The organism is Lysinibacillus sp. NPDC058147 (genome assembly GCF_042884205.1).
Lineage (GTDB): Bacteria > Bacillota > Bacilli > Bacillales_A > Planococcaceae > Lysinibacillus.
In genome coordinates this window covers 211,915-238,119 of sequence record NZ_JBHVUJ010000003.1, presented here as the reverse complement: position 1 = coordinate 238,119, position 26,205 = coordinate 211,915, and the positions used below count along the sequence as shown (strand labels likewise).

Genomic DNA, 26,205 nt, shown 5'->3' with positions numbered 1-26,205 from the left:
AGGATTTTTAGTATGGAGGTCATTCATTTAAAATACCCACACCAACTACAGCAAGAAAGCATGCAGCCATATTCATTGGCACTTGGTTTTTTTGATGGTGTACATAGAGGGCATCAGGCAGTTATTAAGGCAGCGAAGGAAGAAGGAGACAAGCGTCAAATTCCAACGGCTGTTATGACATTCGATCCCCATCCTTCTTTAGTGCTTGGCGGACGTAACGAAAAAGTATTTTATATAACGCTATTACAGCAAAAACTGCAGCTTTTTGAAGAACAGGGTGTTGATACAGCATTTGTTGTACATTTCACATCTGATTTTGCAAAGCTTTCACCTGAAGCGTTTATTGATACATTTATTCGTGGGTTGAACATTCAACATGTTACAGCTGGCTTTGATTATTCTTTTGGTGCATTTGGTAAAGGTACAATGGAAGATATGCGTGCATTGAGTAATGGAGATTACGGCGTAACGGTTGTTGAAAAGAAAACGGATGATATTGAAAAAATTAGCTCAACACGTATCCGTAAGCTTTTGCAAGAGGGAGATATGGAAGAAGCAAGATTGCTCCTAGGACGACCATTTGAAGTTACTGGTATCGTTGTACATGGTGATAAGCGAGGACGCACAATAGGTTTCCCAACTGCAAATATCCAAGCGTTGGAGGGGACTTATATTCCAGCAAGCGGTGTATATGCGGTTCGATTACTTGTCCAAAATAAATGGTATGATGGTGTATGTAATGTAGGCTATAAACCAACATTTAAAGATCCGAATGACAAGCAATTATCCATCGAAGTCCATATTTTAAACTTCGAAAAAAATATCTACGGTGAAGAAGTACATGTCGCTTGGTATAAACGTATAAGAAGTGAACGAAAATTTGATGGTATTGAAGCATTGAAAGCACAAATCGAACAGGATAAACAGGAAGCAATTGACTATTTCAAGATTATTACAAAAAGTTAAAGCGTATACCATGAATATAAGTTGATTGGAGTGGAGGCTGGGCGACTCCTTGGGGATCAGCGTCACAGATGAGACCCTGGAGCGAGCAACGCGAGTGAAGCGGCTCATCGGACGCCCCCAGGAAGCTTTGCTCTGTGCGAAAGCGTAGTGCTAAGGTAGTGGCAGCAACAAAGCGCCCAGCCGGAACGGAAATCAACCATACACGTTACGGTGTGAGCTATATTTTATCGAGTTAATGCACATTAAAACTACTTTAACATATGAATAGGCTGACGTTATCGCTTGCTTGACCTTTTGATTTATGGTAACATTCATAAGTGCATAATATGCTTAACCTTAGCTCGGTATATCGATGACTCCAACGAATACTGTGCTAATGGGGATAAACAATTATTTAGGAGGTCCATACAAATGGCTATTTCAAAAGAACGTAAAAACGAAATTATTGCTGAGTTCCGTACTCACGAAAGTGACACTGGTTCTCCAGAAGTACAAGTTGCAGTATTAACAGAGGAAATTAACGCTCTAAACTCGCACTTACGTACACACAAAAAAGATTTCCACTCTGAGCGTGGTCTTCTTAAAATGGTAGGTCGTCGTCGTCACTTATTAAAATATCTTCGTGAGACTGACGTACAACGTTACCGTGAACTAATCACTCGTTTAGGCTTACGTCGCTAATTGCAATCGAAAAGCGGGATTAATCCCGCTTTTTCTTTATGTTTATAAACATTAGGAAGATAGTAAGCTTAAAAAGCCTATATGACATGAATTTCAAGCAAAAAAATTTGTTTCAATCAAATATAGAAATAAATCCTAAATAAATTGGCAATAACTGAATTTAAATGTATGATTATTTGATGAAATATTTAGCATAGAACAAGCATTTTTGGTACACTTACTATTAGTACATACAGACGAAGTAAGTGTTTTTATAATAGAGAGGGGTTCATTGAATGAACGAAAAGAAAGTCTATTCCTATGAATGGGCTGGCCGTCCACTTGTAATCGAAGTTGGACAGTTAGCAAAACAAGCAAATGGGGCCGTATTAGTGCGCTATGGTGATACATCTGTACTTTCAACAGCAACAATGTCAAAATCACCGAAACCACTTGATTTCTTCCCATTAACAGTAAACTACGAAGAACGTTTATACGCAGCAGGTAAAATTCCTGGTGGTTTTATTAAACGTGAAGGACGCCCATCTGAAAAAGCAATATTAGCAAGCCGTTTAATTGACCGACCAATTCGTCCAATGTTCCCAGACGGTTTCCGTAATGAAGTACAAGTTATTTCAATGGTTATGTCTAACGATCCGGATTGCACGTCTGAAATGGCTGCAATGGTTGGTTCATCATTAGCGTTAGCTATCTCTGATATTCCATTCGACGGACCGATTGCAGGTGTACAAGTTGGATATATTGACGGTAAATTTATTGTGAACCCAACAGTGGAACAATCTAATCAATCAACAATCCATTTATCTGTAGCAGGTAACAAGGATGCTATCAACATGGTTGAAGCTGGTGCATTAGAAGTACCGGAAGAAGTAATGCTAGAAGCCATTATGTTTGGTCATGAAGAAATCAAAAAAATTATCGCTTTCCAAGAGCAAATTGTTGCAGAAGTAGGGAAAGAAAAATTACCGGTAACATTATTTGAAATTGATGAAGCGATTCAAGCAGATATAAAAGCAGCTTGTGAGACTGACATGCATGATGCAATTCAAACTGCAGAAAAACATGCACGTGATGAGGCTATTCAAGCGGTAAAAGACCGCGTTATTGCTTCTTATGAAGAGCAAGAAGCGGATGAAGTAACAATGAAGCAAGTTTATACAATTCTAGATAAAATGGTTAAAGACGAAGTACGTCGTCAGATTACAGAAGATAAAGTTCGTCCAGATGGTCGTAAGTTAGACGAAATTCGTCCACTTTCTTCTGAAACAGGCTTATTACAACGTACTCACGGTTCAGCATTATTTACGCGTGGACAAACACAGGCTCTTTCTATTTGTACATTAGGTGCACTTGGTGATGTACAAATTATCGACGGTTTAGGTGTGGAAGAATCAAAACGCTTTATGCATCACTATAACTTCCCGCAATTCTCTGTAGGGGAAACTGGCCCAATCCGTGGACCAGGTCGTCGTGAAATCGGTCATGGTGCACTAGGAGAGCGTGCTCTTGATGCGGTTATTCCAGATGAATCTGTATTCCCATATACAATCCGTTGTGTATCAGAAGTACTTGAATCAAACGGTTCTACATCTCAAGCTTCTATCTGTGCTTCAACGTTAGCGATGATGGATGCTGGTGTTCCATTAAAAGCACCTGTAGCAGGTATTGCAATGGGTCTTATTAAAAAAGGCGAGCATTACTCTATTTTAACTGATATTCAAGGTATGGAAGACCACCTTGGAGATATGGACTTTAAAGTTGCAGGTACAGCTAAAGGTGTAACAGCACTTCAAATGGACATTAAAATTGATGGTTTATCACGCAATATTTTAGAAGAAGCATTAACGCAAGCTAAAATTGGTCGTATGCACATTTTAGAATCAATGCTTGCTACTCTTGCAGAACCACGTGAAAAACTGTCTACATTTGCACCGAAAATTGTGATCGTGAAGATTAATCCTGATAAAATTCGCGATGTTATCGGACCTGGTGGTAAACAAATTAACAAAATTATTGAAGAAACTGGCGTAAAAATTGATACTGAGCAAGATGGTACAATTTACATCTCTTCTGCAGATGAAGAAATGAACGCTCGTGCAAAACAAATTATCGAAGACATCGTACGTGAAGCAAAAGTTGGCGAGTATTACTTATCAACAGTTAAGCGTATTGAAAAATTCGGTGCGTTCTGTGAAATATTCCCGGGTAAAGATGGCTTACTTCACATCTCTGAAATTCAAGAGGAACGTACAAAACAAGTTGAAGATGTCTTAAAACTTGGCGATCAATTACTTGTAAAAGTTATTGAAATTGACAAGCAAGGTCGTGTGAATTTATCTCGTAAAGTTGTTATCCAAGAGGAAAAAGAACGTGCTGAGCAAGATAAATAATAAATTGTAAAAAAGGCTGCGTATAATGCGCAGCCTTTTTTAAATCAAGTATAAGGAATTTGGTTCTATTTTGTGGGAAGCTTCACAATGTGATGTAGAACCAGAGATATAATTGGGGGAGATTTTTTGGTACAAGTACATACATGTCAGAATGGTGTGCGTATTGTGTCTGAGCAAATCGATCATGTAAGATCCGTTGCGCTAGGCATTTTTGTTAATGCAGGATCTCGTTATGAGCTACCTGAGGAGAATGGTATTACTCATTTTATAGAACATATGCTTTTTAAAGGGACAAAAACTCGAACAGCTCGCCAAATTGCTGAAGAATTTGATCGCATTGGTGGAGAGTTAAATGCCTTTACATCCAAGGAAAACACTTGTTATTATGCAAAGATTTTAGACCATCATGCAGAGCTTGCAGTCACAATATTAGCAGATATGTTCTTTAATTCTACGTTTGCTGAAGAAGAATTAGAGAAGGAAAGACAAGTTGTACTTGAGGAAATATTAATGAGTGAAGACGCAGCTGATGACGATGTTCATGAAAAGCTATGGAGTGTGATGTATCCAAATGATGCACTAGGTCGTCCAATTCTAGGAACTGCGGCTACTTTAAAAACATTTACAGCAGATATGATTCGTAACTATATGGCTAAACATTATGGACCAGAATCAGTTGTTATTTCAATAGCAGGAAATATTTCTGCGAAGCTCATGCAAACAATTGAAGACTTATTTGGCCAATATCAGCCATCACCACTTGTAGTTGAACCGGTACTATCGAATCCTCATTTTTATCCAGGAGAGATTTCAAAAACTCGTGATACGGAGCAGGCGCATTTAGCCATTTCTTATCCAGCGATCGGTGTAAAAGATCCAGATATGTATAGCTTTATTGCACTTAATAATATAATTGGTGGTAATATGAGCTCGCGTTTGTTCCAAGAAGTACGCGAAGAACGAGGTTTAGCCTATTCAATATTTTCTTACCAATCTTGTTATGCTGATGTTGGAGCATTTACGATTTATGGTAGTACAAGTCGTCAGCAATTATCACAGCTTCAACATACAATTGATGCGACATTACTTGATATCGTAGCTGGTGGCGTGACAGAGGAAGAACTTATGAATGCGAAGGAACAGTTGAAGGGTAGTTTTGTACTCGGTTTAGAGGGGACAGGCGCTCGTATGAATCGCAACGGTACAAGTGAGTTAGTGCATCGTAAACATCGCTCAGTAGATGAAGTGTTAGCGTCAATTGATGCCGTATCAATGGAATCGATTGATCGCTTAATAGCAAAAATCTTGAAAGCTGAGCCAGCCATTTCAATTATTGGCCCAGAAGCTTAAAATACATGGAGCACAAGACTATCGTTATAGTTTGTGTTCCATTTTAATTGAAAAGTCTTAATAGGAGGATCTCGATAGCTTTCGAGGTTCTTTTTTTTGTTGAAAATGCTCATTATCAATTAGAGGTTGCCATTCTCAATAAAGTTTGATAGTATAATTGATATTGAAAATCATTATCAATTAAATGGAGGCAATTATTATTATGAAAAATTGGTTAGGTGTTGGACTTCTGGCATTATCACTTACATTAGTTGGATGCTCCCAACAAGAAAAAGAGGAAAATAAGGAGTCACAAAAAGACGGGACATCACAGCAACAGGAAATATCAGAATCAACTAAAGTACAGGAGGGGAAATTTGAGGATGGTGTAGATGAGGAGGCATTTCAAAAAGCATTAGCTAGTTTTCCCGCAACAGTTCCTGAAAAAATCGTTACTACATCGGTTCCTTTAACAGAGATGCTACATATCCTTGATATTACACCTGTAGGCGTTCCAACATCGACAAATCCGATTCCGGCAGATTTCGATGCTATTAAACGAGTTGGCTCACCTATGGCACCGGATTTGGAAATTATTTCAAGTCTACAAACGGACTTAATAATTGGGGCTTCTTCTCTACAAAGTTCACTGGATCAAGCACTCCAGGGAATGAATTTACCAACAGCCTATCTACCGACAGATTCTTATGATGACTTGAAATTGAGTTTCAAGGTACTTGGTACATATTTTGGAAAAGAAGAAGAAATGAATAAAGTACTACAAAATATTGTTACAAAGGAAAAGGAACTTGAAACAAAAGCACAAGGAAAGAAACTTCCATCTGTCATGCTTGTTATCGGCACATCTGATTCCTTCATGGTTATGAATGAGAAATCCTATTTAGGTAGTCTAGTTGAGCGTTTAGGCGCTGATAATATCGCTAAATCAGTATTAAAAGCAGAATCAACTTATTCAGCAATGAATTTAGAAGATATAGTTGTTGCTGATCCAGATATTGTTTTCGTATTAGCATCAGGCGACCATGGAGCAAACGAAGATAAATTCAAACAAGAGATTGAGAAAAATAGTGCGTGGAAACAACTCTCAGCTTATAAAAACGACAAGATTTATATGCTTGATTATAGTACGTTCGGTGTAACATCCATTTCTAATGTTGAGACAGCACTTACGACAATCGCAGATTATTTTTATAAATAACAATGAGGTAAACCTATGATTAGTACAAAAAGAAGTCGCATCATTATTATCATAACCTTTGTGCTAACAATGTTAGCAGCTATCGTTGCGATAGGGCTAGGGAGTGTACATATTACAATCCCAGATATTTTAACAACAATTGTTAATGGTCGTGATAATGATAGCATGTATACTACAATTATTTGGGATATCCGTCTTCCACGCGTTTTACTAGCACTTATAATAGGTGCTAATATTGCAATCTCCGGAGCATTATTGCAGGCAGTAATGGGAAATCCACTAGCTGATCCAGGGTTGACGGGTGTTACAAGTGGAGCAGCAGCATTTGTTTTAATTATTATATTAGCAAATCCAGAATTCACTCATCTTATCCCAGTCGCAGCCTTTATAGGTGGTTTAATTGCTGCAACTATAATTTATGCACTTGCCTGGCGACGAACAGGCATTACACCTATTACTATTATTTTGTCAGGAGTTGCAGTGAATGCACTGTGTGGTGGAGTTATTGGATTTTTATCGATTCTTTATAGTGATCGACTACCATCAGCAGTGCAATGGATGAATGGTAGTTTAGCGGCCAAGGGAAATGCATCACTGAAAATGATTTATTTTTACGCAATAATAGGTTGGATCGTATCCATCTTTGCGATACGCAAGGCAAATATTATACGTTTAGGAGATCAAGTGGCAGTAAATTTAGGGGAAAATGTAACTCGTATTCGTATTATGTTATCTATTTTAGCAGTATTTTTAGCAGCTATCTCGGTAGCTGCAGTCGGAATGATTGGCTTTATTGGCTTAATCGTACCGCATATGGCTCGAATGCTTGTAGGCTCAGATTATAAATATCTACTACCCATGAGTATGGCAATGGGGGCTATTGTGTTACTTATTGCTGATACTGGAGGACGAACATTATTTGCGCCACTCGATATTCCAGCAGGTATTCTAATGTCTGTCATTGGTGGGCCTTACTTCTTATATTTAATGCGAAAGAAGGCGTTTTAATGTTAAAAATTGAACAGCTATCTGTCCGCTATGATCAAAAAGAAGTTGTCCATAATTTTTCTTTTGAAGTTGCGAAAGGTGAGATCCTATCCATTATTGGACCCAATGGCTCTGGAAAATCTACTATTTTAAAGGCTATTGCTCGTATGCAGCCTTATAATGAAGGAACAATTATCTTTGATGGCGAAAATATCCGTCGACTCTCGTCCAAAGACATAGCAAGAAAAATGTGCATGTTGAGTCAAAAAAATCAAGCTCCAACTGATATATCTGTTAAAAACCTAGTGGCATACGGTCGATATCCACATAAAAAGTGGTTTGAGCGTTTAAATGCAGAGGATGAGGCGATTATTGATTGGGCACTTGAGAAAACACATCTCACACATTACAGAGAAAAGCCTATTGCAGCTTTATCGGGTGGTGAAGCACAGCGAGCTTGGATAGCAATGGCTTTAGCGCAGCGGCCACAAGTTTTATTGTTGGATGAGCCAACGACATACTTAGATATCGCACACCAACATGAAATTCTAGAATTAGTGAGAGAGCTAAATTATGAAATGGGTATGACGGTTGTGATGGTGCTCCATGATTTAAATCAAGCATCTAGCTATAGTGATAAAATTGTAGTTGTAAAGGATGGTCAACGCGCCAAAGTTGGCACTCCTGAAGAGGTAATGACCGAAAAGATGATTCAGCAAATATACAGAATGGAAGCAGAAATTCAATATGTATCATGGGATAGTGCTCCACGGGTTCAATTAAAAAGTACTGTCAAAGCATAGGAGGAAGTAGGATGCGAAAAGAAATTGATATTGAGCAAGTAAAGCAAGGCTATGAAACATTTATTCAAGGAAAAAAAAGCTGTGTGTTAAGTCTAGTGGATAGTGAAGGGAAACCTTTTAGTAGCACTACTCCATTTGTGCGTGTGAATGGTAAATTTTACGTCTATATTAGTCGTATCGCAGAGCATTTCCAATTCATGGAGCAGGCTCAATTTGTAGATTTACTTTGCGTGGCAGATGAGGCAATAACACCAAATCCATTTGCAGCAGAACGAGCACGTTGGCAATGTAAACCAAAGCATTTAGGGAATGAAGGGTATGAGGAAGTATTTGCAGCCTTCAATAAATTGCATAATGCTAAAATGATGGAGCTGTTACGTACACTTGATTTCTCATTATTTGAGCTCACACCATTGGAAGGCCGCTACGTGATAGGCTTTGGTAAGGCATTTACAATTGATATAGCGAATGATACGTTAATCCATGTAGTAATTGATAAAAAATAGGTTGCCCTTTTTCGGCAACCATTTTTTTATTCTTTAAAAAACCTCTCTTGCTAAATATAAGGTAAGGCTTTGAAATAAAATAAAAATACTAATGATTAGACTCATGATTGTAGGGATCAAAATAATTATCAGGAAATTTCCCACTACTTGTGATAAATAGTAATGGATAGGGAAATTAATTATAAAAATAATGAAGATGGCTGTTATCATTCGAAAATGACGCGTCCGCTTTGTCTCGTCTAGATGATGGATATAAAACTGGATGGAGATGAGTAAAGAAGCACTGCTAATATAAGCGAAATACATAGCGAAATGCTCTGAAAAATTCTCGTCAGCTGCAGTTTGTGAAAAATAAGCAGGTGCTATTAGAACAAAAAGTAGCATCACGATGCCGTGACAATATAGAAAATCGGCTTGTAGCTGTGTTTTTCTCGTCAAAGGCAGACTATTTACGAACATTTCCCAATTTACTTTTTGATCGTCCTCATAGATCCCTCTAACAATGGAAGCAGAAAAAACTACAGCAAATATTACTATCGCGGGATTATCTAAAAAAGGTATTTCCATGTAACTTATGATCATACAAATAATGACTGCAAAAAGAATGGACCATTTTTGGACCATTATCCTTTGTAAAAGTAAAGCCTGCATTGTCTATTTCCCTCCTAGAATTCTTTGCGTTGATATATTGCGGTTGAAATGAGAGAGGACAGCCATAAGATTAAAAGTCCGGCAAAAGGAGCAAAAAACATATATTGTTTTAAGTTGGATAATGTTAATGTGATATCTGGTAAATACTCTTTTAAAAGATTAAATAAGATACTAGGTATGAAGCAAAGAGAAATAAGAAACAATCTGCCCTTTATAGAACCAAATTTAATGTAGATCGGTAATAATAGTGCTAGCATACAAAAGGCTAATGTCACAAGGAGATTAAATGTTAGAAAAAACTCTGCTGATGCCCAGTTATTTGTAAAACGATGAATGATAAATACAATCGGTAGTGCGAGGATAAGCCCAAAAAGCATAAGAAGGACACTAAGTATATATTTACTAAGTATTATGTCCCCTTTTGAAATGGGCAAAGTATTTGCATATTTATCCCAATTGCTTTGTTCATCATAAGTAAGAGCAGTTATAGCTTGAAAGGTCACGATAAATATAATAAGTGTAAAGAGTATTAAACTTTGTTGCATAAAAATTGATACAAATAGGAAGAAAATCAACAGGAAGGCCTGTGCTTTTATTTGACGCTGAATCGACATTAAATCTTTTAAGATAAGACCAGCCATAATCAAACACTCCCTTTCACATAAAATAGCATAATATCCTCTATAGAAGGTTTTTCAAGGGAAAATACCTCATTTACTTCATTTTTTAGAACTAAGGCTTCTATACCAAAGGCTCCATTACGTTTTCTTATAATGGCGTGTTCTGGTATTGCACTTACTTCCTCTTTATTAGCTTTAAATATTCCGTACTCATAGAGCAGTACGTCTTTACCTTCACTAAATAGAATTTCACCGTTATGAATAAATGTAATATAGTCCGCAATCTTTTCTAAATCGCTTGTTATATGAGAAGAAAATAGAATGCTATGCGTTTCATCTTGCATAAACGTTAAAAATAAATCGAGAATTTCATCACGAATTATCGGATCTAGTCCACTCGTTGGTTCATCTAAAATTAAAAGTTTTGGATGATGCGACAATGCTATTGCTATGGAAAGCTTCATCCTCATTCCACGGGATAATTCTTTAACCCTCTTCTTCTCGGGAACTTTAAATTGTGCTAATCGCTCAAAATAATAGCCTGAGTCCCACGTTTTGAAAACTTTTTTCATAATTTTGTCGAGTTGCGTCGCATTAAGTGTTTCAGGCACATGTAAATCGTCAAAAACCACACCGATGTCGTTTTTTATCGATAATTCATGTTCGACAACATCCTTACCGAATAGCAAAATTTCGCCATATTCTTTTTTGAGTAAATTAAGTATGCATTTAATTGTAGTAGACTTTCCAGCACCGTTTTCTCCTACAAAACCCATGACAGTTCCTTGAGGTACTGAAAAACTTACATCTTTAAGAGAAAACCCTTCAAAGCTTTTCTGTAAATCATGAACTTCAATAACATTCATTTAGTTGTCCTCCTCCAAAATTAATGAAAGTAACTCCTGTAATTCCTCTTTGGTCATTCCCGCAGTTTTGGCCGTTTTCACTGCTTTTTGCATGTGTTCTTCAACTTGACGCAATAATTCCTCGCGTAGAAAATCTTGATTTCGTTCTGTAACAAAGCTTCCTTTCCCAGCTACCGTTTCGATAAATCCATCCCTCTCTAAATCAGCATAAGCACGTTTCGTTGTCATAACGCTGATTTTTAAATCCTTTGCAAGTGCACGAATTGATGGTAGTGCGTCACCTGCCTGTAATTTATTGGCAAGTATCGCTTCCTTAAGCTGTACGGTTATTTGCTCATAAATGGGTTTATCACTGGCGTTGCTTAAATGGATATGCATAAATTTTTCACCTCGCACAACTGTATATATACACTATACACGGTTGGAATGGTAAATGCAACATTTTCATACTTTGGGTAAGGGTCACGAATTGCAAAATCTCGGCATATATTGGGGTAACGGTTCAAGGAGGGAGATGAGGCATGCTACTATCAGAGATGGTGGATAAAGAGTTAATTCAAATTGAGGGTGGCGTACATTTTGGTATATTGGCACATACAGAATGTCTAATAGATGTGCAAACAGGAAAGATTCACGGTTTTGAGATTGTTAAAGATAAATTACCATTCCAAAAAAAGAAAGTAAAAGTTAGTGAAATGATACCTTGGCATGAAATTATACTAATTGGAGAAGATCGTATTTTATTTAACAAAACAACGACGGTTCAGTCAGAATTTTTACAGTGAGGTGAGCTTTTGGAAAATGAAAAATGGCTTGTTATCGGTGAGGATCTAAGATTAAAGGAATTAGCTACAATGCTAAGAAGCCCATCGAGAACGGTATTTTATAAAAGAACATCAGTTTGGAATGAAGAGTTAAATAAACTTGTATTAGAATTCCAACCAAATAGAATTATCCTACCCATTCTTCCGCTTAAAATTGAAGTGGAACAGCTTTATGGGATATCTCAAGTTAAGTTTTACACAGGGCGTTTGACTATGCATTGGAAGCAATTGCTTGAGAAAAATGAAACAAATTGCTATTTACAACAAGAATCTTTTATTTGGCAAAACGCAAGATTAACAGCAGAGGGATTTATCGCCACGTTTTACGGACTCGAGCAAAAATGTATTTACGGACAAAACTTTACTATCGCAGGTTTCGGACGTACAGCCAAAATGCTCGCATCTTTACTCGTCAAAATGGGCGCTAATGTCCATATAGTTGCGCGTTCGGTTGTACAAGTGAGTGAAGCAAAGGCATATGGTTATAAAGCTACGAATTTAGATGATCGCAAATGGTCAATTAATGATGGGATTTTTATCAATACGATTCCAGCTAAATGGATTACAGAATCATTCCTAGATCATGTCCCAGCTGTCCTATATGATTTGGCTTCAGAGCCTGGATGTTTAGATATAGACACTGAGCAATTACAAACGTACGTACTATTGCCATCATTACCTGGGAAATACTTTGCACATGATGCAGCTACAATATTGTGCAAGGCAATAGAGGAGGAAGAAAATTGCTATTAGGTAAACGAATTGGTTTAGGTATTACAGCCTCTCATTGTACGTATGAGGATGTAGTACCTAAAATTCAAAACTTTATAGATGCAGGAGCAACTGTTATTCCAATAATTACGCATTCCGTGTTACATGCGGCTACGCGTTTTGGTACCGGAGAAGAGTGGATTGCAAAAATAGAGGAATTGACTGGAGAAAAGGTTGTTTCCTCTATTAAAGAGGCAGAACCATTTGGGCCATCTAATCCATTGGATGCGATGGTTATAGCACCAATGACAGGTAATAGTATTAGTAAATTTGCGAATGCAGCAACAGATAGTCCGGTATTGATGGCTGCTAAGGCAACATTGCGAAACGGTTCGCCTGTTGTCCTAGGCATCTCAACAAATGATGCTCTTGGCTTAAATGGTATGAATATTATGAGACTGCTAAATGCTAAAAACATTTACTTTATTCCATTCGGGCAGGACTCCCCACATTCCAAGCCAAATTCCTTGATTGCTGATTTTGATCAAATGGTCGCAACTGTACATGAAGCGATTACGGAGAAAAAGCAATTACAACCACTGTTTATACAATATTTCAAATAATTCACGAATTACACACAATTTTCAGTATTTTTGTGATACAATAGCACACATTATGTAACATGTATTCAAGGAGAGATGACAGATGACAAAGCAGTTAACAGTTGCGGTTGTTGGAGCAACAGGGGCAGTAGGCACAAAAATGATGGAGCAGCTAATTAAACGGAAATTTCCAATCGGAGATATTAAGTTCTTAGCTTCTGCACGTTCAGCAGGAAAACCAATCGAATTTAATGGTAAGACATATACAATTGAAGAAGCGACACCTGAAGCTTTTGAAGGCGTCAATGTCGCTTTATTCTCAGCTGGTGGATCTGTATCAGCGGTGTTGGCGCCAGAAGCGGCTAAACGTGGTGCGGTAGTGATCGATAATACGAGCCATTTCCGCATGGATCCAGAAGTACCACTAGTTGTTCCTGAAGTAAATAGAGGCGATCTTGCTAAGCATAAAGGGATTATTGCGAATCCAAACTGCTCTACAATTCAAATGATGGCTGCACTTGAACCTATTCGTAATACATTAGGTTTAACAAAAATTATTGTATCGACATACCAAGCAGTTTCAGGTGCAGGTATTTCTGCTATTCAGGAATTAAAGGCACAAAGTGCAAATTGGGATGCAGGTAAGGATGTAGAAGCAAATATTTTACCTTCTGGTAGCGACAAACGTCATTATCCAATCGCTCGTAATGTCATTCCACAAATTGATAAATTTACAGACAATGGCTTTACATATGAAGAAATGAAAATGATTAATGAAACGAAGAAAATCATGCACGCACCAGAGCTAAACGTAGCTGCAACTTGTGTTCGGGTGCCAGTTGTTTCAGGACACTCTGAATCTGTTTATATTGAAGTAGAAAAAGATGCAACGATACAGGAGATTTTTGAAGTATTACGCAATGCACCAGGTGTGGTATTACAAGATGATATCGCAACACAAACTTACCCTATGCCTATCTTTGCAGAAGGGGAAGATGCTACTTTTGTAGGGCGTATCCGTCAAGATTTAGACAACAAAAAAGGATTCCACCTATGGATCGTTTCTGACAATCTTTTAAAAGGCGCTGCATTAAACTCAATTCAAATTGCAGAAGCAATGCTGGAGGATAACTTACTATAAGAGGGGTGTAAGGATGAATTTAGGGCGAATTGGAACGGCGATGATTACGCCGTTCAAAGAAGATGGCACGATTAATTATCCAGAACTAGAACGTATTATTAATCATTTGATTGATAATGGTACAGATTGTATTGTCGCATGTGGCACAACCTCTGAAAATCCAACTATGTCCACAGAAGAAAAAATTGAAGTTGTACGCTTTACAGTAGAAAAAGTAGCAGGTCGTGTACCAGTAATTGCAGGTACAGGGGATAACGAAACTGCTTACTCTATTGCAATGACGCATAAGGCTGAAGAAAATGGTGCAGATGGTATCATGCTTGTAGCACCATATTATAATAAGCCAAATCAACGCGGTATTTTTGCGCATTTTGAAACAATTGCAAAAGAAACTAGATTACCTGTCATGCTTTATAACGTACCAGGACGTACAGGCGTCAATGTTGCCTATGAAACTTCCGTAGCTTTAAGTAAAATTCCTAATATTTCATGGATTAAAGAAGCAAGTGGCAATTTAGATCAAATGGGCGATATTATTGAGAATATTGATTCAGATGATGACTTTTTAGTGTATAGTGGGGATGATGGTCTAACACTTCCACTACTAGCAATCGGCGGAGCAGGAATTATTTCAGTTGCTGCTCATGTTGTTGGAAATGATATGCAATTAATGATTAAAGCGTTTGAAGAAGGAAATCACGAGCTAGCTGCTAAAATTCACCGAGCATTATTACCACTTGTACGTGCGCTGTTCGCACAGCCAAACCCATCGCCTGTAAAATATGCGATGACCAAATTAGGCTTTGATACACTTAATGTTCGTCTGCCAATGATGGAAATGACAGATGAAGAAAAAGCAAACTTTGACCGAATTTGGGATACGTATCAAGAAAAAGCGAGAAGCTTTAGAAAAATAAGTACCTTTAGTTAATTTACTTAAACCTTCAGACCGTAAACAAACTCGAGATTTTTTAGTTTGTTTACGGTCTTTTTGATTATATAGAAGAATAAGCTGTTACTTTCCACATTTCGGGTATTTCAGGGACATATATTTAATAAGAATGTCGGAATCTTTTCGTGAAAAATATCGGTATCATTCCTGAATTTATCGAAATACTTTTTAACTTGCTCTAATAGTACACATAAGTTGTTTTGTAAAAAATTTCTGTTTCCACCATGAAAGATGTATTTTTAATTTGTGCAAAAGCTTTGCAAACCGTATAATGAATCTTAAGTGGTTGCTGTTCGGGATATTTTTTAGGAGGAAATAAATTGACAAAAAAGAAAAATGAACTAATTCGCATCATTCCACTTGGTGGCGTGGGCGAAATTGGGAAAGCAATGTACGTAGTAGAGATTGACGAAGAGCTATTTGTAGTGGATAGCGGCTTAATGTTCCCAGAAGACGAAATGCTGGGCATTGATATCGTAATTCCTGATATTACGTATTTAGAAGAAAATAAAGATCGTGTGAAAGGGATATTCTTAACACATGGTCATGAAGATGCAATTGGCTCGATTGCCTATGTACTACAAAAAATAAAAGCGCCGGTGTACGGATCAAAATTAACTATTGCACTTGCAAAAGAGCATTTAAAAGAATTGCCTGCACCACATCAGGTGAAATTCTTTGAGGTTACGAACCGTAGTCGTATGAATTTTAACTCAACGTATGTGACATTCTTCCATACAACACATAGTATTCCCGATTCGTTAGGGGTAGTGTTCCATACATCTGAAGGAGCAATTGTTCATACAGGTGAGTTTAAATTCGATCAATCTGCGACAGGTAAATTTAAACCTGATTTAGCAAAAATGGCTCAGTTAGGAGAAGAAGGCGTATTTATTCTGTTATCTGAGTCGTGTGAAGCTGAGCGACCAGGTTATACGACATCTGAGATTGTGATTGAAGAGCAATTATCAAAAACATTCCATTCAGTACCAGGTCGTATTTTAGTTGCTGTTTATGCATCGAATTTTATTCGTATTCAACAAGTATTTACACAAGCTCAAAAGTCGTTCCGAAAAGTAGTCATTGTAGGAAAACCTTTAGAAAAAGCTGTGGATTTAGGTGTACAGCTTGGCCACTTAACGGTAGAGGAAGAAACAATCATCCCTATCTCAGAAATGCAAAAATATCAAGATGATGAGATTATTATTATTGCTACAGGTAATAAAGGGGAACCACTTGATGCATTAGAAAAAATCGTCCGCAAACATCACCGAGACATTAAAATTAAGAAAGATGATACAGTCTTAATTACATTTACTCCGTCTCCGGGTATGGAAGTACAGATGGCTAACACGATGAACTCTATCGCAAAAGCGGGTGCAGAAATTCTAACATCTAGCAAAAATGTACATGTGTCGGGTCACGGTAGCCAAGAGGATTTAAAATTAATGCTAAACTTAATGCAACCGAAGTACTTTATCCCTGTGCAAGGTGAGTATCGCATGCTTATTGCTCACTCTAAGCTTGCTCAACAGCTAGGTATGCAAAAATCACAAATTTTTATCGCCGATAAAGGGGATATTGTAGAATATAAAAATGGTAAAATGCGAATGAGTGGCCGTGTACAAGCTGGTAACGTATTAATAGACGGTATTGGTGTTGGCGATGTAGGTAACATAGTACTTCGCGATCGTAAGTTATTATCGCAGGATGGTATTTTCATTGTTGTAGTAACACTAAACCGTGCTCAGAAGAAAATTGCATCTGGTCCAGAAATTTTATCACGTGGTTTCGTATACGTACGCGAATCAGAAGAATTAATGGTAGAAGCTTCTGATATTGCGAGAAATGTTATTGAAAAATACGTTGGTAAAGATACATTTGAATGGACAAATATTAAACAAGAAATTCGAGATACACTGAATACGTATTTATTCCAAAAAACGAAGCGCCGCCCAATGATTATCCCAATCATTATGGAATATTAAAAATGACAGCTCATCATTAAATGAAAAAGGATTTTCTAGCCGAATGTGAACGGTGGAAAATCCTTTTTTTGGCTCAATCCTAAAAGATAGGAATGGCATTTATTGAAACATATACTATTTATATAAGTTGATCTTCGTTCCGGCGGGGTGACTCCTTGGTGCGAAAGCGAAGCGACAGTACAAAGCGATCAGCCGGAACAGAAATCAACCACACGTTATGGTGATGAGTCTTTTTTTTGAAATAATCAAGTTCTACATGTTATTATTCGCTACATATAAAGAATGGATTACAAAAGAAGGTGAAATAGATGGCGACTAGTAAAAAAAGAAAAGTCACTAAAGGAAAAACGACTACAGAAAAAAAAGAAATGCATCCGCTTATGTATGAAATTTTAGGGCTTATTTTAATTGCATTAGCGGTGATCATGATTTTTGAATATGGTATGACTGGACGTATTTTACAAACGATAGCAATGTTTCTTTTAGGAAATTTACATTTTGCTGTGCCATTTATGCTTATATTTGTTGCGTTATTACTGATGATTGGGCAGAAAAAAATAAGCATTTATGATCGTCTAATATTGGGTATGCTCCTCATTGTTATGAGTTTAACAATTTTTAGCCATGGTATTTTGTTTGAACAATTATCTAAATCTGGTGGTTTATTATCAGACTCTGTTTTGCGAGAATCTTGGCGAATTTTAATTAATTCAGAGGGTATTATCCATCGGAGTAATGCACTTGGTGGCGGTATGATTGGTGCACTGTTATTTAGTGCTCTACACGTATTATTTGAGGCAACAGGTGCGAAGGTCGTCGCATGGGTTATTTTCTTTATCGGCTTAATTTTAGTAACAGGAAAGGCACTTGTTCCATATTTAGCGGCAAAAATGCCCGACCTTTTTGGTAAATGGCAAAAGAAACATCGTGAGAAGAAAAAGGGTGTGCCAAAGAAACTTAAAAATCGCCGCTCAAAAGTAGAAAGCAAGGATGAAATTGCAGCTGTCGATCAGGAACCTGAGATACATGAGGAAGAAGAGGATTCTCATGAACCGATCATTTCTGCCTTCACTCAAAATGTGTCTCATGAACGAGAAACATATACAGTAGCTGAAAATGAAGATATTGAACATGGATATCTTGTTGATGATGTCCATATTGAAGGTGCAGATGCTGTAGAAAATGCAGATTATCAACTTCCGTCTTATAATCTATTACAATTACCGCCACAGCATGACCAAAGTGGGGAATATTCTGTCATTCAGGCAAATGCGAAAAAGCTTGAGCAAACTTTGCAAAGCTTTGGTGTAAAGGCAAAAGTAACGCAGGTACATTTAGGCCCAGCTGTAACGAAATACGAAATATTACCAGATATAGGTGTGAAAGTAAGCAAAATTGTAAACTTACAGGATGATCTTGCCTTAGCACTTGCTGCGAAGGATATTCGTATGGAAGCACCTATTCCTGGGAAGTCAGCAATTGGCATTGAAGTACCAAATAGTGAAGTAGCAATTGTTACACTACGTGAAGTGTTAGAGTCTAAAGATGGTGCAAAGCCAGAAGCATTATTACAAGTCGCATTTGGTCGTGATATTACTGGACAAGCAGTACTCGCTGAACTCAATAAAATGCCACATTTACTTGTTGCAGGTTCAACAGGTAGTGGGAAAAGTGTGTGTATAAATGGTATTGTCGTATCAATCCTAATGCGTACAAAACCACATGAGGTAAAGCTGATGATGATTGACCCGAAAATGGTGGAGTTAAATGTTTATAACGGAATTCCCCATCTACTGGCTCCAGTTGTTACAGATGCACGTAAAGCGTCACAGGCTTTAAAGAAAGTTGTATCAGAAATGGAACGTCGCTATGATCTATTTTCTCATACAGGTACTCGTAATATCGAAGGCTACAATGGCCATGTACAAAAGGTCAATGAACAAACGGGTGAAAAACAACCGAAATTACCTTATATTGTGGTAATTGTAGACGAGTTAGCGGACTTAATGATGGTTGCTTCAAGTGATGTAGAGGACTCTATTACTCGTTTAGCCCAAATGGCACGTGCAGCAGGGATTCATTTAATCATTGCAACCCAACGACCAAGCGTAGATGTGTTGACAGGTGTTATTAAAGCAAATATTCCTTCGCGCATTGCCTTTGCGGTGTCATCAGCAATCGATTCTAGAACGATATTAGATATGGGTGGAGCAGAACGCTTGCTCGGTCGAGGAGATATGTTATTTTTACCAGCGGGTGCTTCTAAACCAAAACGTGTGCAAGGTGCTTTTTTATCAGATCAAGAAGTTGAGTCAGTTGTTAACTTTGTTATAGAACAGCAAAAGGCACAGTATCAGGAGGAAATGATTCCGACCGAAGAAGAGGCAATTTTAGAGGAAACGGATGAATTATTTGATGAGGCTGTACAGCTAGTTGTGAGTATGCAAACGGCCTCAGTTTCGATGTTGCAACGCCGCTTCCGTATCGGCTATTCGAGAGCTGCTCGTATTGTCGATCAAATGGAGCAACGCGGTATTGTCGGGCCTCCAGAGGGTAGTAAGCCTCGACAAGTACTCATTCATCAATACGATAATTAGTGCCAAAAAGGCGACAAAAAAATGAATAATGTTGAATACTTCAAGTAGACCAAATTCAATTTAAAATTCGAAAGCAATTACGCTAAGGTGTAATTGCTTTCAGTCTATAAAAATGTTATATTAATGAACGATTAGTAGGAATGTTGTACATCAGATGTCTGATCTCTGATTTTGGTGGTGATATATGTGACTATTAAAGCAGATCATCGTCATCTCTATCTTCAAGTAATTGATCGTTTAAAGTCTGACATTGAAATAGGCGTTTTTAAAGAAAATGAAAAACTGCCTTCAGAGTTTGAATTATCGAAATCACTAGGAGTAAGTCGAGCAACACTAAGAGAAGCGCTACGACTGTTGGAAGAGGAAAATGTTATCGTGCGTCGACATGGGGTGGGGACATTTGTCAACCCTAAGCCGTTGTTTACATCAGGTATCGAGCATTTATCGAGCATTTCTTCTATGATCGAGGCGGCAGGTATGGAACCCGGTTCCCGCTTTTTAAAGGCGACGGAAAGCATACCTTCTGAGGAAGATTTAAAACGCTTCCAATGTGATGGCGAAGATAAGATACTCACAATTGAACGTGTCAGAACAGCGGATGGTGAGCCGGTAGTATACTGCATAGACAGATTACCAGCAAGCTTCCTGCCAACTGACTTTGTAGAAAAAAAGGAAGTTTCACTTTTCTCTGCACTTGAACAATCCGGTAAAATTCATGTTGCCTATGCTGTTACATATATTGATCCAATTGGGTATCATGAGCAAGCTTCACCGATTTTAAATTGCGGGCGTGAAACAGCTCTTTTAGTATTAAAGCAGTTGCATTACGATGATCATGATCAAGTAGTGCTGTATTCAAAAAATTATTTCCGAGCTGATAAATTCAGCTTCCATGTAGTTCGTAAACGGGTGTAGAACATTTCTAAATATTTCCTGCTAATTACAATACCTTTGGGGGGTTAATCAAATGAAAAAACGTAAATTTGGCTTAGTATTATCATCAGTTTTAGCTGCAAGTGCAATCTTAGGTGCATGTGGTACGAAAGACGAAGAAAAACCTGCAAAAGAAAATGAAAATGCATCATCTGGCGAAAGCAACAAAGAGGAAGCATTCTCAGTAGCAATGGTTACTGACGTAGGTGGCGTTGATGATAAATCGTTCAACCAATCTGCTTGGGAAGGTGTTCAAGCTTACGGTAAAGAACATAACCTAGAAAAAGGTAAAGGCTTCGACTACTTACAATCAAAAACAGATGCAGACTATGAAACAAACTTAAATAACTTAATACGTCGTAACTTCGATTTAGTATATGGAATCGGTTTCATGATGGCTGATGCAGTTGATGCTGTTGCTGCAGAAAACCCTGAAAAACAATTTGCATTAATCGACGCTGAAGTAAAAGCAGATAACGTTGTTAACGTTCTTTTCAAAGAGCAAGAAGGCGCTTTCTTAGCAGGTGTAGCTGCTGCGAAAATGTCTAAATCAGGTAAAATCGGTTTCGTGGGTGGCGTAGATATTCCAGTTATCAACCGCTTCGAGGCTGGATTCGTTGAAGGTGCAAAAGCTGTAAATCCAAAAATCGAAATCAAATCAAAATATACTGGCGCATTCGATAAAGCTGACCTTGGTAAAATTACTGCAAACAGCATGTACTCTTCTGGTGCAGATGTAATCTTCCACGCTGCTGGTGCAACTGGTAACGGTGTATTCTCTGAGGCAAAAGAACGTAAGAAAAAAGACCCTAATGCAAATGTATGGGTAATTGGTGTCGACGCTGACCAATACGAAGAAGGTAAAGTAGACGATAAAACAAATGTAACTTTAACTTCTATGTTAAAAGGTGTTAACACAGCAGTTGTAGATATTTCAAATAAAGCGAAAAAAGGTGAATTCCCAGGCGGCAAAACGCTTACTTATGGTTTAGCTGAAGACGGAGTGAAACTTGCAGATTCTCGTGGTGCAATCCCAGCAGATGTTCAAGCTATCATTGACGAATATAAAGAGAAAATTGCTAAGGGTGAAATTAAAGTTCCGGAAAAAGTGAAAAAATAATTCATCTTTTGATCATCATAAGGGACTTTTAGATGGCCCTTATGATGATTTTTCAATCTATCGTTATATTATGACTATTTGCAATACTCTATCGGATCATATTTCATAGAGGTAGTAATTTTTCTATGAGTTTATCGTAAGAATAGTAATGATGGTAACAAGTTGATAGAAGAAAGGTTTCTAACGATGACCTTTCCTGTATTAATTTATCTTCATTCAGAAGAATATCTACCTTTATTAGTGGGACAAGGTATGCATGAATTTTTGTTAATAGGGTACATAATGCCGCTGAACGAAGATGGAACCTTTAGCTAAGTCATTGCTGTGCTATGTTGAAAAACGTTGAACTAACAGTGACTATTGCTAGGATTATTAACAGGACGTATTGTTTATCTGTGCGCAAGCGGAGTGTTAACGAAGCGTCAGCAACACATGTTTTCCGTAGTGAAAGCAAAGTGATTAGCAACACATGTTTTCTGAAGCGAAAACAAAATGTCAGCAATACATGTTTTCTGTGGCGAAAGCAAAGCGACAGCCACAAGACGAAATTGCTAAAAGTGCCTATTAAGGGAGTGACGAAATTGGAACACGTGATTGAGATGCTAGGAATCCGAAAAGAATTCGGAAATTTCGTAGCGAATAATAACATCACCCTCCAACTGAAAAAAGGCGAAATCCATGCATTGTTAGGTGAAAATGGTGCAGGTAAATCGACTTTAATGAACGTCCTTTTTGGTTTGTATCAACCAGAGGGTGGCGAAATTCGAGTACGTGGGAAGGCTGTTAAAATTACAAACCCAAATGTGGCCAATGATTTAGGGATTGGTATGGTCCATCAACACTTTATGTTAGTGGAAAATTTCACAGTGACGGAGAACATTATTTTAGGTTCTGAACCTACAAAAATGGGGATTGTAAACATTAAAGATGCTGCGAAGAAAGTACAAGCACTTTCTGAAAAATATGGTTTAGATGTTGATCCATATGCCAAAATCGAAGATATTACTGTCGGGATGCAACAGCGTGTTGAAATTTTAAAAACACTATACCGTGGTGCAGAAATTTTAATCTTTGACGAACCTACTGCATCTTTAACACCACAGGAGATTACAGAGCTTATGCAAATAATGAAACGCTTAATTGCAGAGGGCAAATCCATTATTTTAATTACCCATAAGCTAAAAGAAATTATGGAAGTATCTGACCGTGTGACGATTATCCGGAAAGGGGAAGGGATTGGAACAGTAATAACTGCTGAAACAAATCCTAACCAATTAGCTGAAATGATGGTTGGTCGCCAAGTTGAATTTAAAACAGAAAAAACAGAAGCAAATCCTACTGATGAAGTACTTGCAATTGAAAACTTGATTGTTACAGACTATCGTAATATCGATAAAGTAAAAGGTTTGAATTTAAAAGTACGTAAAGGTGAAATTGTTGGTATTGCGGGTATCGATGGCAACGGACAATCCGAGTTAATCGAAGCCATTACTGGCCTACGTAAAGTAAAGAGTGGACATGTTAAATTAAATGGTACTGATATTACAAATATGAAACCTCGAAAAATTACTGAGGAAGGCGTTGGGCATATCCCACAAGATCGTCATAAGCATGGTTTAGTATTAGACTTCCCAATCGGTCATAATATTGCACTACAAACATATTATCAGTCTCCAATCGCTAAAGGCTTTGTCATGGACTACAAGAAAGTGTCTGAAAAAGCGCGCCAAATTATTGAAGAATATGATGTGCGTACTGGTAATGGTGAAATGACTCCAGCACGTGCCCTTTCAGGTGGTAACCAACAAAAAGCAATTATCGGCCGTGAAATTGATCGTAATCCTGATTTGTTGATCGCAGCATTACCAACACGTGGACTTGACGTAGGTGCTATTGAATTTATTCACTCTCGCCTTATCGAGCAACGTGATAAAGGAAAAGCAGTACTGTTAATTTCATTTGAATTAGATGAAGTCATGAATGTTTCGGACCGTATCGCTGTTATTTATGACGGTCAAATTGTTGATGAGTTAAATCCAAAAGAAACGACAGAACAAGAGCTTGGTCTATTAATGGCAGGACAAAGTAGTAAAAATAATATGAATGATGCGAAGGAGGGGAACGACTAATGTCAAATCGTGTCATTAATATACTCGTTCCTATTATCTCTATCATTATCGGTTTAATTGTTGGTGCTATCGTAATGGCAGTCAGCGGCTATGACCCAGTACTAGGTTATAGCGCCCTTTGGACAGGTATTTTTGGAGATTCATACTCAATTGGGAACACAATCCGTCAAATAACACCGTACATATTGGCGGGTCTTGCGGTAGCATTTGCCTTCCGCACAGGTTTATTCAACATTGGTGTTGAAGGACAGTTAATTTTAGGTTGGCTAGCAGCAGCTTGGGTAGGATATGCGTTTGAATTGCCTAAAATCATTCACTTACCATTAGCATTGCTTGCAGCAGCAGCTGCAGGTGCATTATGGGCCTTTATTGCAGGTTTCTTAAAAGCGAAATTTAAAGTTCACGAAGTTATAGCGACAATTATGTTAAACTACACTGCGCTTTATATTGCGAATGCAGTGATCAAAAAATTGTCTGACGGTAGCTTTAAAACAGAACGCGTTCATGAATCAGCTTCTTTACGTTCTCCGTTTTTAAGAGAGCTTACAGACAATTCAAGTCTTCACTATGGGATCATTGTTGCACTGTTAATGGTAGTAGTAATGTGGTTCATTTTAGAAAAAACAACACGTGGATATGAGCTGAAAGCGGTAGGCTTTAATAAACATGCTGCAGATTATGCTGGTATGAGCGTCAACAAAAACATTATTTTAGCTATGACCATTTCAGGTATGTTCGCTGGGCTTGGTGGTGCTATGGAGGCACTAGGTACTTTCGGAAACGCCTCTATTAAACCAGGCTTTACGGGTATAGGTTTCGATGGTATCGCCGTGGCCTTACTTGGTGCTAATACGCCACTTGGGGTTGTATTTGGGGCTTCATTATTCGGCTCACTTAAATACGGAGCGTTAAATATGCCAAATGCTGCGGGTATTCCAGAGGAAATCGTATCTATTATTATAGCGTTAATTATTTTCTTTGTAGCATCAGGCTATATCATAAGAGTAGCATTACAAAAATTGAGCAAGAAAAAGGAGGGGCAATAACATGAGCTTTTTAGAAATGTTATATTTCATCATCCCTTCGGCAATTCTTTATGCAACACCATTAATCTTTACGGCAATCGGTGGTGTATTCTCTGAACGTTCAGGAGTTGTAAACATCGGACTAGAAGGTTTAATGATTGTTGGTGCATTTGTTGGTATTTATGTTAATCTAGAATATGCTTCAACATTCGGTGCAGCAACAATTTGGGTGGCAATGCTGGCAGCTGTCATTATTGGGGGAATCTTCTCACTTCTCCATGCAGTTGCGTCTATTTCCTTCCGTGCCGATCAAACAGTATCGGGGGTTGCTATCAACTTATTAGGTTTAGCGGTATCCGTATTCTTGGTAAAAATGATTTATGATAAAGGTCAAACAGATATGATTACCCGATCAATAGACCGTTTTGGTATCCCGTATTTACAGGATATCCCGTTCTTTGGTCCATTATTTTTCCGTGATGTCTATAGTACGTCAATTTTAGCTTTTGCAGTAGCTATTGGGGCATGGTTTATCATTTATAAAACACCATTTGGGTTACGTTTACGCGCTGTCGGTGAACATCCAATGGCTGCAGATACGATGGGCGTAAATGTTAATAGAATGCGCTATATTGCTGTTGTTATCTCTGGTGCATTAGGTGGTCTTGGCGGTGCAGTATATGCGCAATCAATTACACTTAATTTCTCACATGCAACAATTGCTGGTCAAGGCTTTATGGCCATTGCAGCAATGATTTTTGGTAAATGGCATCCAATTGGTGCTTTAGGTGCAGCATTATTCTTCGGGGTAGCGCAAACGTTAAGTATTGCAGGAAGCGGAATTCCTTATGTGAAAGAAATTCCTGCTGTTTACCTACAAATTTTACCTTATGTATTAACAATCTTTGCATTAGCAGGATTTATCGGTAAAGCAAATGCACCAAAAGCTAGTGGCCAACCTTATATTAAGGGTAAACGCTAAAACAAACAGACAATTGTTTACAGAAAAGACTGGGCGAAAATACCTAGTCTTTTTTCTTGTACATATCTCAAGTGTTTGGGAAAATAATGGTTAGATGTAGATCTTTATTTGCTAATATGAATAGGCTCATAAATCGACCAAATGTAATTTCACATTTTTCATATACATACTTTGGATTCTTTT

Annotated in this window: 24 protein-coding genes; 20 read left to right on the top strand and 4 right to left on the bottom strand. The window is 37.8% G+C overall.

The annotated features are described in order from the left end of the window. Positions 1-12: 12 nt before the first annotated feature. From ribF to ACFVT8_RS10645, 8 genes are all read left to right on the top strand, one after another. Positions 13-966 (top strand): riboflavin biosynthesis protein RibF, encoded by a 954-nt coding sequence (ribF, locus tag ACFVT8_RS10680; protein WP_387080040.1) that lies wholly within the window; start codon positions 13-15, stop codon positions 964-966. A 411-nt stretch (positions 967-1,377) separates the two neighbouring features. Continuing rightward, a complete protein-coding gene (gene rpsO / locus ACFVT8_RS10675; protein WP_249073087.1) occupies positions 1,378-1,647 on the top strand; it encodes a 30S ribosomal protein S15 in 270 nt (89 codons plus the stop codon). 275 nt (positions 1,648-1,922) lie between these two features. Beyond that, positions 1,923-4,037: a polyribonucleotide nucleotidyltransferase gene (pnp, locus tag ACFVT8_RS10670; RefSeq protein WP_387080042.1), complete on the top strand. Its 2,115-nt coding sequence runs from the start codon at positions 1,923-1,925 to the stop codon at positions 4,035-4,037. A gap of 126 nt (positions 4,038-4,163) precedes the next feature. Further along, on the top strand, positions 4,164-5,387 hold the full coding sequence (locus ACFVT8_RS10665) for a M16 family metallopeptidase (protein ID WP_387080044.1): 1,224 nt from the start codon (positions 4,164-4,166) through the stop codon (positions 5,385-5,387). A 202-nt stretch (positions 5,388-5,589) separates the two neighbouring features. Beyond that, positions 5,590-6,585 carry an ABC transporter substrate-binding protein gene (locus tag ACFVT8_RS10660; protein ID WP_387080046.1) on the top strand — a complete coding sequence of 332 codons (996 nt, stop codon included), beginning with the start codon at positions 5,590-5,592 and terminating at the stop codon, positions 6,583-6,585. 15 nt (positions 6,586-6,600) lie between these two features. Further along, entirely contained in the window at positions 6,601-7,593 is a 993-nt protein-coding gene (locus tag ACFVT8_RS10655; RefSeq protein WP_387080048.1) for a FecCD family ABC transporter permease, read from the top strand. Next, positions 7,593-8,375: an ABC transporter ATP-binding protein gene (locus ACFVT8_RS10650; RefSeq protein ID WP_387080049.1), complete on the top strand. Its 783-nt coding sequence runs from the start codon at positions 7,593-7,595 to the stop codon at positions 8,373-8,375. Before ACFVT8_RS10655 ends, ACFVT8_RS10650 begins: the two co-directional genes overlap by 1 nt. Positions 8,376-8,386: 11 nt before the next feature. Further along, positions 8,387-8,881 carry a HugZ family pyridoxamine 5'-phosphate oxidase gene (locus ACFVT8_RS10645; protein WP_387080051.1) on the top strand — a complete coding sequence of 165 codons (495 nt, stop codon included), beginning with the start codon at positions 8,387-8,389 and terminating at the stop codon, positions 8,879-8,881. 33 nt (positions 8,882-8,914) lie between these two features. Here ACFVT8_RS10645 and ACFVT8_RS10640 read toward each other — a convergent pair whose 3' ends face one another. Genes ACFVT8_RS10640 through ACFVT8_RS10625 form a run of 4 tightly spaced genes read right to left on the bottom strand, consistent with a single transcriptional unit; the run spans position 8,915 to position 11,396 of the window. Then, positions 8,915-9,532: an ABC-2 transporter permease gene (locus ACFVT8_RS10640; protein ID WP_387080052.1), complete on the bottom strand. Its 618-nt coding sequence runs from the start codon at positions 9,530-9,532 to the stop codon at positions 8,915-8,917. 14 nt (positions 9,533-9,546) lie between these two features. Beyond that, positions 9,547-10,173 (bottom strand): ABC-2 transporter permease, encoded by a 627-nt coding sequence (locus tag ACFVT8_RS10635; protein ID WP_387080054.1) that lies wholly within the window; start codon positions 10,171-10,173, stop codon positions 9,547-9,549. A 2-nt stretch (positions 10,174-10,175) separates the two neighbouring features. Next, on the bottom strand, positions 10,176-11,018 hold the full coding sequence (locus ACFVT8_RS10630; protein ID WP_387080055.1) for an ABC transporter ATP-binding protein: 843 nt from the start codon (positions 11,016-11,018) through the stop codon (positions 10,176-10,178). Next, on the bottom strand, positions 11,019-11,396 hold the full coding sequence (locus ACFVT8_RS10625; RefSeq protein ID WP_134018882.1) for a GntR family transcriptional regulator: 378 nt from the start codon (positions 11,394-11,396) through the stop codon (positions 11,019-11,021). Positions 11,397-11,539: 143 nt separating this feature from the next. Here ACFVT8_RS10625 and ACFVT8_RS10620 point away from each other — a divergent pair, with 143 nt between their 5' ends. The 12 genes from ACFVT8_RS10620 to ACFVT8_RS10565 all read left to right on the top strand — a co-directional run bounded on the left by ACFVT8_RS10620 (position 11,540) and on the right by ACFVT8_RS10565 (position 26,022). Beyond that, the gene (locus ACFVT8_RS10620) at positions 11,540-11,803 is read left to right on the top strand and encodes a YlmC/YmxH family sporulation protein (protein WP_387080057.1); all 264 of its coding nucleotides are present in this window, start codon (positions 11,540-11,542) and stop codon (positions 11,801-11,803) included. Between the two features lie 9 nt (positions 11,804-11,812). Then, complete coding sequence (locus tag ACFVT8_RS10615) at positions 11,813-12,595, top strand: dipicolinate synthase (protein WP_370075184.1); 783 nt, start codon at positions 11,813-11,815, stop codon at positions 12,593-12,595. Continuing rightward, positions 12,586-13,176, top strand: coding sequence for a dipicolinate synthase subunit B (locus ACFVT8_RS10610; RefSeq protein WP_387080059.1), 591 nt, complete (start codon positions 12,586-12,588; stop codon positions 13,174-13,176). Before ACFVT8_RS10615 ends, ACFVT8_RS10610 begins: the two co-directional genes overlap by 10 nt. An 82-nt stretch (positions 13,177-13,258) precedes the next feature. Further along, positions 13,259-14,296 (top strand): aspartate-semialdehyde dehydrogenase, encoded by a 1,038-nt coding sequence (locus ACFVT8_RS10605; RefSeq protein ID WP_387080061.1) that lies wholly within the window; start codon positions 13,259-13,261, stop codon positions 14,294-14,296. Between the two features lie 13 nt (positions 14,297-14,309). After that, entirely contained in the window at positions 14,310-15,227 is a 918-nt protein-coding gene (gene dapA, locus ACFVT8_RS10600) for a 4-hydroxy-tetrahydrodipicolinate synthase (RefSeq protein WP_387080063.1), read from the top strand. Positions 15,228-15,568: 341 nt separating this feature from the next. Beyond that, positions 15,569-17,236, top strand: a complete 1,668-nt coding sequence (locus tag ACFVT8_RS10595; protein ID WP_387080065.1) for a ribonuclease J — start codon at positions 15,569-15,571, stop codon at positions 17,234-17,236. A 308-nt stretch (positions 17,237-17,544) separates the two neighbouring features. Next, positions 17,545-19,833, top strand: a complete 2,289-nt coding sequence (locus ACFVT8_RS10590) for an FtsK/SpoIIIE family DNA translocase (protein ID WP_387080066.1) — start codon at positions 17,545-17,547, stop codon at positions 19,831-19,833. A 186-nt stretch (positions 19,834-20,019) separates the two neighbouring features. Continuing rightward, positions 20,020-20,748, top strand: a complete 729-nt coding sequence (locus ACFVT8_RS10585; protein ID WP_387080068.1) for a GntR family transcriptional regulator — start codon at positions 20,020-20,022, stop codon at positions 20,746-20,748. Between the two features lie 52 nt (positions 20,749-20,800). Continuing rightward, complete coding sequence (locus ACFVT8_RS10580) at positions 20,801-21,886, top strand: BMP family lipoprotein (RefSeq protein WP_387080070.1); 1,086 nt, start codon at positions 20,801-20,803, stop codon at positions 21,884-21,886. Positions 21,887-22,467: 581 nt separating this feature from the next. Next, complete coding sequence (locus ACFVT8_RS10575; protein ID WP_387080072.1) at positions 22,468-24,015, top strand: ABC transporter ATP-binding protein; 1,548 nt, start codon at positions 22,468-22,470, stop codon at positions 24,013-24,015. Beyond that, positions 24,015-25,061, top strand: coding sequence for an ABC transporter permease (locus ACFVT8_RS10570; protein ID WP_387080074.1), 1,047 nt, complete (start codon positions 24,015-24,017; stop codon positions 25,059-25,061). Before ACFVT8_RS10575 ends, ACFVT8_RS10570 begins: the two co-directional genes overlap by 1 nt. Before the next feature lies 1 nt (position 25,062). Continuing rightward, positions 25,063-26,022: an ABC transporter permease gene (locus tag ACFVT8_RS10565; RefSeq protein ID WP_387080075.1), complete on the top strand. Its 960-nt coding sequence runs from the start codon at positions 25,063-25,065 to the stop codon at positions 26,020-26,022. The last annotated feature ends 183 nt before the right edge of the window (positions 26,023-26,205 follow it).